8 protein-coding genes, 1 tRNA gene and 1 pseudogene are annotated in these 12237 nt (G+C 62.4%); all 10 read right to left on the reverse strand.

Going from position 1 to position 12237, the window contains the following annotated elements:
• Positions 1 to 10: 10 nt before the first annotated feature.
• Entirely contained in the window at positions 11 to 685 is a 675-nt protein-coding gene (locus tag NKH57_RS00005) for a protein-L-isoaspartate(D-aspartate) O-methyltransferase (protein ID WP_352940725.1), read from the reverse strand.
• A gap of 613 nt (positions 686 to 1298) precedes the next feature.
• Positions 1299 to 1754 carry a hypothetical protein gene (locus tag NKH57_RS00010; RefSeq protein ID WP_352940727.1) on the reverse strand — a complete coding sequence of 152 codons (456 nt, stop codon included), beginning with the start codon at positions 1752 to 1754 and terminating at the stop codon, positions 1299 to 1301.
• Positions 1755 to 1769: 15 nt separating this feature from the next.
• Positions 1770 to 1865, reverse strand: a tRNA-Sec gene (locus tag NKH57_RS00015).
• Positions 1866 to 1988: 123 nt separating this feature from the next.
• Positions 1989 to 3824 (reverse strand): annotated as a pseudogene (gene selB / locus NKH57_RS00020) (selenocysteine-specific translation elongation factor); the annotation flags it as partial.
• A complete protein-coding gene (locus NKH57_RS00025; RefSeq protein WP_352940729.1) occupies positions 3821 to 4609 on the reverse strand; it encodes a tetratricopeptide repeat protein in 789 nt (262 codons plus the stop codon). The pseudogene selB and the gene NKH57_RS00025, both read right to left, overlap by 4 nt.
• Positions 4596 to 6017, reverse strand: a complete 1422-nt coding sequence (selA, locus tag NKH57_RS00030) for an L-seryl-tRNA(Sec) selenium transferase (RefSeq protein WP_352940731.1) — start codon at positions 6015 to 6017, stop codon at positions 4596 to 4598. Before selA ends, NKH57_RS00025 begins: the two co-directional genes overlap by 14 nt.
• A gap of 7 nt (positions 6018 to 6024) precedes the next feature.
• Positions 6025 to 6945: a formate dehydrogenase accessory protein FdhE gene (fdhE, locus tag NKH57_RS00035; protein WP_352608795.1), complete on the reverse strand. Its 921-nt coding sequence runs from the start codon at positions 6943 to 6945 to the stop codon at positions 6025 to 6027.
• A gap of 114 nt (positions 6946 to 7059) precedes the next feature.
• Complete coding sequence (locus NKH57_RS00040; RefSeq protein ID WP_352608796.1) at positions 7060 to 7758, reverse strand: formate dehydrogenase subunit gamma; 699 nt, start codon at positions 7756 to 7758, stop codon at positions 7060 to 7062.
• Positions 7745 to 8695, reverse strand: a complete 951-nt coding sequence (gene fdxH, locus NKH57_RS00045; RefSeq protein ID WP_352608797.1) for a formate dehydrogenase subunit beta — start codon at positions 8693 to 8695, stop codon at positions 7745 to 7747. Before fdxH ends, NKH57_RS00040 begins: the two co-directional genes overlap by 14 nt.
• Positions 8696 to 8707: 12 nt before the next feature.
• Positions 8708 to 11794 (reverse strand): formate dehydrogenase-N subunit alpha, encoded by a 3087-nt coding sequence (gene fdnG, locus NKH57_RS00050; RefSeq protein ID WP_352940734.1) that lies wholly within the window; start codon positions 11792 to 11794, stop codon positions 8708 to 8710.
• Positions 11795 to 12237: the final 443 nt, after the last annotated feature.

Here is a 12237-nt window from a genome sequence, read left to right on the forward strand (position 1 = left end):
GCGGTCCTCATTAGACGGTTTCGAGCCGGCTGAACCGAACGGGGATGAGTTTCCGAGTCTTGAGTTGCCCTGCCACGTCCTTGTCTATGACAGTCAGAAACTGTGCGTCTTCAGACGCCAAAGGCAGAACCAGGCGTCCCCCTGGCTTGAGCTGGTTCAGCAAAGCCGGCGGCGTCCGCTCAGCGGCTACGCTAACCAGGATCTTGTCGAATGGGGCGTGCTCGGGCCAGCCGCGAGACCCGTCTCCGACACGAATGGCGACATTGGAGAAGCCAAGGCCCTGCAGCAGAGTCTCGGCATGGCTTGCGAATTCCTCGATGATTTCGACGCTCCAAACTTGCCCGGCGAGCTCCGCAAGAATTGCGGTTTGATAGCCCAGGCCGGTGCCGATCTCGAGCACTGCCTCGTGCGGTTGGGGAGCAAGGAGATCGGTCATCAGAGCGACAATGAAGGGCTGCGAGACGGTCTTGTCGAAGCCGATCGGCAGCGGCATGTCCTGGTAGGCATAGGACGCGACCTGGGCTGGTACGAAGAGATGCCGCGGGACCCGCCGCATCGATGCCATCACTCGCTCATCGAGCGTTGCCTTGCCGAGTTCTTCGCTTGCAAGGTCGGCATGGATCGCAATCATCTCGACCATGTGCCTGCGTAAAATCGCAAGGTGCTCTTCGGTCATCGGTTTCATGACGGTGGCGCTTTCTCCAACCAGTCTGCTGCCAGGTACAGTCTACCACTGTCGCGAATCGAAAGGCGATCCTCGGTGTGCGCTCGAAGTGGCGGGCCCGGGCCTGGAAGCAGGAAGGCTGACGCTCCGCAGAGGCCAGTGCCGCCGCCGAGATTCTCGGCGCGGACATCGAGTTCTTCGACGCCGACGACTAAATCCACATGTCACAGGCCGATTGGCGAATGTGGTGCAAGTTTCTTGTCGCTGAGAGTAAAGCCGGTTCTTCTGTCGTGCAGAAGATCTCCCCTGGCAAACAGCGCGGAGCATAAGGGCTGTCCCGACAATAGTGCCAGTCTCCGTGGGGAACGCACGACAGTGGCTAGGGCTGCATCGTTGATCGCGACATGCTGTAGGTGTGGAGCCTCAACAGGTAGCCCGTCAATTTGTGAACATCGACGACATAAGTTCGTAATATGGCTCCTATGTCATGGGAGTGAACGCCTTGCGGCGTCCGCGCCCAAAGCAGCTGCTTGCGGCGGTGAGCGAGGCGCCGGTTCCCGCATCGTGTCGTCGGCAAAAAAAGCGACGTTCCGCTCTTTGCTTTCACGTCCGGGTACGCCGACAAGTCCGGCGGTCAAAAATCGACCAGCGGCGTGTCCACGATCTGGTGCTCGAACAGCAGCCAGAACGGCGATCCCCGGGATTCGGAGTACCAATGCTCAAAAATCGCAAGGGCCTCGCCGATATTGGTGGCGGGTTCGTCCTCGGGTGGCTTCGCGGCCTGGAACAACGCAAGCGCAACGGGACCAAAATGCGTGATCGCTTCCGTGCGCGCCTCGCTGTCCGCACTCCAGCCGAGCCGCAAGCGCAGGACGGCCAAAGCGCTGGCCACGGCGATCTCCTCACTTTCGGCCGAGGCCACGGCATCCGAGCTCGCCTGCATGAGGTTGAGCCGCCTGAAGGCGAAAGCGCGCTCCTGCTCCAGAACCGCGATCTGATTGGCCGCTTGTCGCCTGAAGCTTGCCTCGGTTGTCCTGGCGGTCTCAGCCGTCGTCTTCAGGTCATTCAGATACGAAGCCGTCGGGTTCATCTTTGCTCACCAGGATGGCGGAAGAGAGTGGGAGTCGAACCCACCAGAGACCGACTCGCGGCCCCTCCCGGATTTGAAGTCCGGACGCCCCACCGGGGGCGATGCTCCTCCAGAAATTTGCGCCGTCGGCGGCTCACCCTCGCCTGTCAGGCGGAACAGGTCCAGCTTGCGCCTGTTCAGGCGGCGCAAGTCTCCCCGCCGCAGCGTCACGCCGTGCCGATCGAGAAATTCGAGGATATGGATGGCGACCTTGCGTCCGCTGCCCACGCGATCGCGAAATTGAGCTGCGGTGAACTCGTCTGTGGGCATCGACGCAGCGAGGTCGCGCGCGATCTCGACGATCTGCGCCAACGCCTCGCGCTGGAAGAAGTGGTCATGAGCGACCTCATGGACCTTCCCCATGCGGCCGGCAAGCTTCAGAAGCCGCCGGATTTCCGTCTCCGGCGCGGCCAGCGCCTCGGCAATATCCCACACTCTCGGCGGATGGAACCGTTCGGGTCCGCTGATGAGAGGCTGGATTTGCAGCCAGAAAGTTTCATCCTTTGCCGTCAGGTGCGCCTCATGACCCGGCAGCCGCACCCAGGCGCCATTCAAGGCAACTTCTCCAGCGTGCGAAAGGCTCCGCAGAACTGCCGTGAAAGCGGGCGCCGGCAGACGTGGATCGAGCCCAATACGCAGTCTCTCCATTCCTACGCCCGGCAAATCCGGATTGTCGGCATGGAAGGCCCCCAGGGTCGCGGCCAAGTCGCGCTTGAATCGCAACCAGCGCTCCGGCGACAGCACGAGAAGCATCTCTCCCACGGCAAAACGGACAAGCCCGAGTTGATCGATCAGGCCTTCCGTCTCGCAGTCGCTAAGCGCCCTGTCGCGCGCGAAACCCTTCAGGTCGAAATAGTGGGGCGGCGCGCCAAGGAGTGCGGCGGCGGCCAGTTCAGGCGCCAACAGCGCATGGGCATCGAGTTGGATCAGCCGTTCCGGCGCGCGGCGTTTGCGGCTGGGTGCCCGCAGATCGAGAAAATGTCCGCCGCCGATGGTTCGCTGCGCGGAGGTGTCGCGCACCACGTAAACGTCGCCGGCAGCGGCCGCGATCGGACTGTCCAGCACCAATTGAACATTGGCCGTGCCGCCAGGCCCGATCGGTTCGTCCGCGAGGAGTACGATGCGTGCCCCGACGTCCGTCGCGGCATGGTGGAGCCGCACCGGAAACCATTGGCCGATCGGCTTGCGTTCATCCGGCAGAACGCGAAGGCTTGCATCAATCCGGTCCGTCGGCGCGTGAAGCTTCGGATCGACAATCACGTCGCCGCGCCGGATCGCCTCCTTGGAAACCCTTTCGCCGGTCAGATTGAGCGCGCAGCGGTCTCCCGCTCGACCACGTTCAGCCGGCCGGTTCTGGGCGTGGATCGATCGAACCCGCGCAAGCAATCCCGACGGGCTTACGACCACGTTGTCTCCAATACCGAGAGAACCCGAAAGCACGGTGCCCGTCACGACGGTGCCCACGCCGCGCAGCGTGAACGAGCGGTCTACCGCTAATCGAAAACGGCCCGAAACTGCACGCCGGGCAAGATGCGACGCCTCCTCGAACAAGAGATACCTGAGTTCATCGATACCTTCGCCTGTAACGACCGAGACGGGAATCAGGTGGGCCTCGGCAAGCATCGTCCCGGCAAGCACCGAGCGGATATCACTCGCCACCGCATTGCGTTGCTGGGGACTGGCCAGATCGCATTTCGTAAGCAGGATGGCGCCGCGCTTGACACCGAGCAGATCGATGATGGCGAGATGCTCCCGGGTTTGCGGCATGACGCCGTCATCGGCAGCCACCACGAGCAAGACGAAGTCGATGCCGCTGGCGCCGGCGAGCATCGTGTGTACGAAACGCTCGTGCCCGGGAACATCGACGAAGCCGATGCTATCCCCACCCGGTACCGGCAAATAGGCGAAGCCGAGATCGATGGTCATGCCGCGTGTCTTTTCGTCCTGCAAACGATCGGTGTTTATACCGGTCAGCGCATGCACCAGCGCGGTTTTGCCATGATCGACATGTCCCGCCGTGCCGACGATCATGATGCGGTCTCCGGCAACGGCGCGGCGGCGCGACGCTCGGCCTCGGCGGCATCGCCCGCGCTCAATTCGGCCCGCACCGCAGCCAGATAGCGGCGGGCAAGGGCGCTGCCGCCAGCCTCGGCACGCAGGAGCCAAGCCAGCGCCTCGACCGCGTCGGGCGGCACGCCCGTGCCAAGATGGCAGGCGGCGCCGAGCATTGCCTGCCCTTCGGCGTCTCCTCGCATGGCAGCACGGCGCCACCAGCGGACAGCCTCGTGCGGATCGCGCGGCACGCCGAGCGCATTGTGATAAAGCATGCCAATCCGGGTCATCGCGCATGCGATGCCCCGATCGGCCGCGGCAAGCGCCCAGCGTCGCGCCTCGCCGGCATCGGGAGCCATCACTTCGCCCTCCAGCAGCATCCAGCTCAGCATATCCTGCGCCGGTCCGTCGCCAGTTTCCGCTGCGGCCCGATAGAGTTCGGCAGCCCGGCGAAAGTCCTGCTGAACGCCTTCGCCGCGGAAATAGAGCGACGCCAGGTTCCTTTGCCCGACAGGATCTCCTGCCTCGGCGGCGAGCGCCAGCCAGCGAAACGCCATATCCGCGTCACGCTCGACGCCGAGCCCTTCGGCGAAGCAGGCGCCGACATTGTTCTGAGCGCGGGCAACGCCCTGGTGAGCCAACGGTTCCCATATGGAGAGAGCCACGGCATGATCGCCTCGCCGAGCGGCTTCGAGGGCCTCGGTCATGCGTGCGGCCATAGGCGTCTCGGCTGGGCGGCGCGAAAGGCGGTCAAGCCAGCGCATCGGTTCCTCCCGGATTTAAGCCGGCTAGATTGGCGACGAAGTTCGCCTCGTCTTCCAGGCAGCGCAAATCGAGCACGAGCGCCTGGCTTTCGATGCGCCCGATGACGGGGACGCCCAGCCCGCGCAGCGCAGCCGCAAGCGCTTCGAGCGCCCGGCTGCTCCCTGAGCGAGGCTTGAGAGCAAGCCCAGCGCTTGGCACAGTTTCGAGCGGCAGCGCGCCGGATCCGACTTGGCTCCGGCACTCCACCTTGTCGACCGCAAAGGCTTCGCCCACGGCGTCAGCAACCAGGGGAGCAAGGCGCTTTGCCTGCGCTGCAATCTCCCTCACCGGGCGCGCCAGCAGCCTTAGCGTCGGCAGGCGCTCGGCCAGGCGGTCGGGGTCGCGGTAGAGCTTCAACGTCGCCTCGAGCGCGGCCAAACGAAGCTTGTCGACCCTGAGCGCCCGCTTCATCGGGTTGCGGCTGATCGCTGCGAGCAGGTCCCTGCTGCCGACGATGAAACCCGCCTGAGGACCGCCAAGCAGCTTGTCGCCGGAGAATGTGACGAGATCGGCGCCTTCGGCGACCGCCTCGCGCACGGTCGTCTCGCGCCCAAGGCCGTAGCGGGCTAGATCGACCAGCGTGCCCGAACCGAGATCATGGACCAGCGGTATCCCATGCTCCTTGGCGATTGAAGCGAGCTCGGGTGCCCGGATCTCGGACGTGAACCCTTCGACCCGATAGTTCGATGTGTGCACCTTGAGGATGAGCCCGGTCTCCGGGCCGATCGCCGCGACGTAGTCTTTGCGATGCGTCCGGTTGGTGGTGCCGACCTCGACAAGCCTGGTGCCGGCGCGCGTCATGATCTCGGGCATCCGGAAAGAGCCGCCGATCTCGATCAACTCGCCTCGCGAAACGATCGCTTCGCGACCGAGCGCCAGCGTGTTGAGGACGAGAAGGACGGCAGCCGCATTGTTGTTGACGACGGTTGCATCCTCGGCTCCGGTCAGCTCGCAAACGAGCGATCGAAGATGATCGTCCCGTTCGCCGCGCTCGCCTTTCTCGACATCGAATTCGAGAGCCACCGCTTCGCGCATCGCCAGCCGAACAGCCTCGACTGCCTCTTTCGCGAGGAGAGCTCGTCCGAGATTGGTATGCAGCACCGTTCCGGTCAGGTTGAAAACGGGACGCAGGGAAGAGCGTTCGCCGTCCCTGAGCTGCCCGAGCGCGTCGCCGGCAACATCGTTCGCCTCCGGCACGACGGCTCCGGCATTGCGGGAGGCCATTCGTGCATCGGCGAGGGCCCGGCGAATGGCCTCCGTCGCGGCCTGCCGCCCGAAGCGCTCGATTGCGGCCGCCGCCAGCGGGGTCCTCAGCACGTGGTCGACCGACGGAAGATTGCGCAAAGGGTTTGCGGATGAAGTGGTCATCGCATCCTCAATAGCCAACAAGGAACGGATTGAACGATCCGCGGCGATGGCCGCCCTCGCGGACGAGCAGGTCGAGGCCGAGCGTCGCCACGTCGTCGGCGACTGGATCGAGAGCCGGATCCTTGTATTGGTACAGGATCTTTGCGTAGCAGCCGCATGCATCGCAGGTCTCGGCCTTGACCGTGCCAGGACCTCCCTCGATTTCCTGATAGCCTATCCCCTTGGTCGAGCCGCACAGCGTACATTTGATGCGGACGTGGTTCCACAATGTTCCACACAGCGCGCAGGCGCAGAACCGCGCCCCATGTGCGCCGTGCCAGCCGACGATGATCGAGGATACGGGCGGCCCGCCGCAGGCCGGACAGGCGCCGTCGGCAACCGCAACGAGCTTCGAGCTGTCGAGACATGCCGCGAGGCGGGCGAAGTGAACCTGCAGCGCGGCCGCAACATAGACATGCTCGGCAAGCGCTTTGATTGGGATCGCATCGGTGAGCACATTGCGCACCATGGAATCGACCCCCGACGCATCGATGTTTACCAGCCTGCCCAAGGCGGCTGCGGCCGCTTCGGGTTTTTCGATCGTGGCTGCCACTTCGAACAGGCGGCCGAGTGTCATTCCAAGGGCGGCATCCGAAGTGAATTGGTTGCGATCGAGCGGCGGCATACCGAAGATTCGTGCGCGCTCGCGCGCCTCCGCGGTCGGCAATTCGATCTCCGGCAAGCCGTCCTGGATGCGGTGCTGCGCATCCGTCAGTGCGGCGAGGAAGCGGAGATAGGGGCCGAGCTGGTGGTCATCCGCCAACACAATCAATCGTTCGGAGCGGCGAATGAACAAGGTCCGCGGATCAGGCACGCGCGCAAAGGGTGGGGCCGAGACTTCGCCGATTACAGTCGGGTCAGGGCGTGACGGATCTTGTTGCCTTGGCATTTCAACCTCACGAACCTCACGGGCCACGTGGTCGGCTTGATACTGCTCCAGAGCAATTCCACGAAAAGTGTATACCGGTTTTCCGTCCGGAATTGCGTAAAAACAAATACCTGGTCATTCGGCGGGATTCGATCCCGAACGTCCGTTCGGCTTGCCTGCGATCAGTTCACGCAGCCATTTGCGATGATGCCGCCACGCCCAGCCGCCGGTCACCCGTCCGCGCGTCATGGCGGGAATGGTGCCGCGTACCCAGATGGCCGAGTAGAAATGAATAATCCAGACGCCGATGATCGCCACGGCAGCGATCGAATGAACAAGCAGCGCTACCCGCTGCTGGCCGATCGTGGTGTAAGCGGCGAAATATTGTTGCCAGATGACGACGCCGCTCGAAATCAGGATGATGATGAGGATCGACATTGACCAGAAGACGAGCTTCTGGCCGGCGTTGTACTTGCCGACTTCGGGGACGTTGTCCTCGTGATTGGACAATACGTCACGGAAACGGGCGAGCCACGTTCCGTCCTCGGGCATCCACAAATTGGCCTTCCAGAACCGAAGGAAAAGCCCAAGGAAGCTAACGAAGAGCAAGACGCCGATCCATGGGTGAATGAAGCGCGTGAACTGGCCGCCGCCAAACAGCCGCGACAGGAAGAACAGGCTCGGGTGAAACATGGCAAGGCCGGACAAGGCGAGCAGGATCAGGCTGGCCGCCGTGATCCAATGGTTGATCCGCGCGCCCACCGTGTAGCGGTCCACGATGACTGGCTTGCCGGGATGTACTTGCTCGTTCGACTTCACGTCATGCGCGGCCATCGTTGTTGCCTTCCGTCAGCTGTTCGGCGTGCTCCTCATCCGTCTCGGAGACCCGGTTCGGTCCCATGACCAGATGGTGAAGCAGGCCGACGCCGGCCGCCACGCCGAGAATGGTGAGGCCGGCATATTTGGTCACGCCCTTCCACGCCTCCACCAGCGGACTGATCTTCGGCTCCTTCGGCAGACCCGAATAGAGCTCCGGCTGGTCGGCGTGGTGCAGCACATACATCACATGCGTTCCTCCGACGCCGGGCGGATCGTAGAGGCCGGCATTCGAATAGCCGCGCGATTTCAGGTCCTTGATGCGGCCGTCGGCGTGCTTTTTCATCTCGTCTTTCGTGCCGAACACGATCGCCTGGGTCGGACAGGCCTTGGCGCAGGCCGGCCCCTGGCCGACAGCCACGCGGTCGGAGCAGAGCGTGCATTTGTAGGCCGTGTGATCGACTTTGGAGATGCGCGGAATGTTGAACGGGCAACCCTTGATGCAATAGCCGCAGCCGATGCAGTTCTCATGGACGAAATCGACGATGCCGTTCGAATACTGCACTATGGCGCCTGGTGCCGGACAAGCCTTGAGGCAGCCCGGATCAGCACAATGCATACAGCCATCCTTGCGGATCAGCCATTCGAGTTCGTTGGTCTCGGGATTGTCCCATTCGCTGTAGCGCATCAGCGTGAACATGTCCGGCGTGAGATCGGCAGGATTCTCATAGACGCCGGCATTGAGGCCGATCTCCGGATGCGTGTCGTTCCATTCGATGCAGGCCGTCTGGCATGCCTTGCAGCCGATGCATTTCGAAACATCGATGAGCTTGGCGACTTCCGTCAATTGCTGCTCGGGCGCGGGAACCGTCGAGGCAGAGCGGCGGATGAGGTCCTTGTCGGAAAAACGCGGTGCGGTATCCGTCGTCGAAGGATTTGGAAGTGGAGGAAACATCGCTTACTCCTCCTACGCTACCGGCCCGGCGACGGGCTCGATGTTGACAAGGAACGCCTTGTATTCCGGCGTCTCGATGTTGGCGTCGCCGACAAAGGGGGTGAGCATGTTGGGGCCAAAGCCTTTCTTTGCCGCTCCCGTGAAGCCCCAGTGCAGCGGTATTCCGACGATGTGGACGGTCTTGCCATCGCAGGTGAGCGGCCTGATCCGTTTGGTCACCATGGCCTTCGCCACAACGGAACCGCGCTTCGACCAGACGCGCACCCAGCCGCCTTTGGTGATGCCTTTCTCGGCCGCAAGCTGTTCCGAAATTTCCACGAAAAACTCCGGCTGCATCACCGCATTGGTGATGACGTGCTTGGTCCAGAAGTGGAAATGCTCGGTCAGTCGGTAGGAGGTCGCCGCGTAGGGAAACTCCTGCGAAGCCGATTCGGCGAACTGGGCCATATCGCCTTCGAACACCCGCGCTGCGGGGTTGCCGCGGACTTTGGGAGCTATCGGGTTCGCGATGGGCGACTCGAATGGCTCGTAGTGCGCCGGGAATGGTCCGTCGCGCATCATGCCTCGGGTAAAGAGGCGCGAGACGCCTTCCGGATTCATGATGAACGGGCCTACTTGATCGGGCTTTGCCGTTGGCAAGATGTCGGGGACATCGTAGCCTGACCATTTCGTGCCGTCCCATTCAATCACCTTGCGGCTTGGATCCCAAGCCTTTCCGGTGAGGTCAGCCGACGCCCTGTTGTAGAGAATGCGACGGTTGGCAGGCCATGAGAACGCCCATTTGGAATAGGCGCCGGTTTCGTCAGGATCGGTGGTGTCCCGCCTGGCCATGTTGTTGCCGTTCTCGTTGAAGCAGCCGGAATAGATCCAGCAGCCGCAGGAGGTGGAGCCGTCGTCGCGCAGCGCGGCGAAGCCCGGCAAGAGCTTTCCGGCCTCGGCCAGCACCTTTGTCGGGTCGGCCGTGTCGGTTACCCTGGCGAGCGCCCTGCCATTGATCTCCTGGGCAAGCTCCTCGGCCTTCGGATCGCCGGGATCGGCATAAGGCCAGTTGAGCTTAACGATCGGATCCGCGAAGGCGCCACCTTCCTTGGTGTAGAGCTCCTTCAGGCGCAGATAGAGCTGTGCCATAATCCAGGTATCGCGTTTGGCCTCGCCGGGCGGCGTGCCGCCGGCCCAATGCCACTGCAGCCAGCGCCCCGAATTGACCAGCGAGCCGTCGTCCTCGGCGAAGCAGGTGGAGGGAAGCTGGTAGACTTCCGTCTGAATCTGCGACGGATCGACATCGTTGTACGGCCCGTGGTTCTCCCAGAACCGGCCCGTCTCCGTGTCCAACGGATCCATGATGACGAGGTATTTGAGCTTCGAGAGGGACTCGATCACCTTCTTCTTGTTCGGAGCTGCCTGTAGCGGGTTGAAGCCCTGGCAGAAATAGCCGTTCATCTTGCCTTGATGCATCAGCTCGAAAGCCCGCAGCAGATCGTAGCCCGGCAGGTCGAGCTTCGGCAGGTAGTCATAGGCGAAGCCGTTCTCCGGCGTTGCCGCGTTGCCCCACATTGACTTTTGGAAGCTTACGAAGAACTTCCTGTAGTTCTGCCAGTAGCTCATCTGGTTCGGCCGGAGCGGCTTGAAGCCTCGGGTCGACATGTAGGCTGCCAGATCGACCTCCTTCTCGGTCGGCAGCGTCAGATAACCGGGCAGCAGGTTCGACATCAGCCCGAGGTCGGTCAGCCCCTGGATATTGGAGTGACCGCGAAGCGCGTTCATGCCGCCGCCGCGTATACCAATGTTGCCGAGAACAAGCTGCAGCATCGCCATGGCGCGGATGTTCTGCGAGCCCTTCGAGTGCTGGGTCCAGCCGAGCGCGTACATCGAGGTCATCGCCTTGGTCGGAGACGACGTCTCGGCGACCATCGCGGCCACCTTCAGGAACCGGTCCTTCGGTGTGCCGCAGATGCGCTCGACCATCTCCGGCGTGTAGACCGCGACATGCTTCTTGAGCAGATTCCAGACGCAGCGGGGATTGGCCAATGTCGCGTCGATAACGGCAAAGCCGTCCGGGCCTATGTCATAGTCCCAACTGGACTTGTCATAGTCTCGCTTCGCCTCGTTGTAGCCGGAGAAGAGGCCGTCCTGATAGGTGAAGCCCTCCTTGACGACATACGTCGCGTTAGTGAAGGCCTTCAGATAGTCCCATTGCACCTTATCGTTCTGGATGCAGTAGTTGATCAGCCCGAGCAGGAAGGCGATGTCCGTTCCCTGGCGGATCGGCGCGTAAAGATCCGACACCGAAGCCGAGCGCGTAAAGCGCGGGTCGACGACGATGAGCTTGGCGCCGCGGTTGGCCTTCGCCTCTGTGACCCATTTGAAGCCGCAAGGATGCGCTTCCGCGGCATTGCCGCCCATGATGACGACGAGATCCGTGTTCTTGATGTCGGTCCAGGAATTGGTCATTGCGCCGCGGCCGAATGTTGGGGCGAGACTCGCCACCGTCGGGCCGTGTCAGACACGTGCCTGGTTGTCGAACACCAGCATGCCCGCGCTGCGGACCACCTTGTAGGTCGCGAACGCGGTTTCATTGGTCGAAGCCGAGGCGGCGAGGAAGCCGGTGGTGATCCACCGGTTGACCGTCACGCCGTCATTGTTCGTCGCGACGAAGTTCTTGTCGCGATCGTCCTTCATAAGGTGGGCGATGCGGCCGAGCGCGTCTTCCCAGCTTATCGGCTCGAACTTGTCCGAGCCGGGTCTGCGGATCATCGGATGTTGCAGACGGGTCGGCGACTTGACAAATCCGAGCAGGGCCGACCCTTTGGGGCACAAGGTGCCGCGATTGGTCGGATGATCAGTGTCCCCCTCGATATGGGTGATCTCGGCCGGCTCGCCCTTTCTGAGATCGCCCTTCGAATACAAGATTATGCCGCAAGCCACCGAGCAGTATGGACAGGTGTTGCGTGTTTCGGTGGTGTTCGCGAGCTTGAACGGCCGTATAGCCGCCGCGTGTGCGGCCTCGCTATCGCCGAAGCCGAGAGCTCCAAGCGAAGTACCGGCGACACCCGCGCCTGCTGTTTGCAGGAACGCGCGTCGAGAAAGATTGATGTTCATGGGTTCCTCCCGAAGCCGATGCCCCACAAGGCAACTCGAACCAACGGTCAATCCGACTAACTAGTGTCGGACCAAATAAAATCAATGCCAAGGAACAAGGCGCGTACGGTGCAGCAAAAGTGCCCCTTCGAACCGCCTTCCTGCAACAGGTTTGTGCCCGCAAATCGGCATTGTGACCGCGACTGCGATTGACGAAAATGAACGCATTGCCATAGAGTAAGGCGTGGCGATGAAACAGCTCCCGCGGGTCGGGGCGCCTTTCGATCGATACCCAATGACGGCGATGCCTCGCACGCCGGATAGTGCCCTTGGCTTTTCTAACTCAACGAAATCCGCTGAAAGCAAGCGTGCTCCAAACGTGCCATGCGTTGGGCGATCTTATTTTCCATGCCGGTTGACTTTGATCCCCACTAAAGCGTGCTAGCAGAGGAGGCTATACGATC

The sequence above is a fragment of the Mesorhizobium sp. M1050 genome, from assembly GCF_040318715.1.
Taxonomy (GTDB): Bacteria; Pseudomonadota; Alphaproteobacteria; order Rhizobiales; family Rhizobiaceae; genus Mesorhizobium.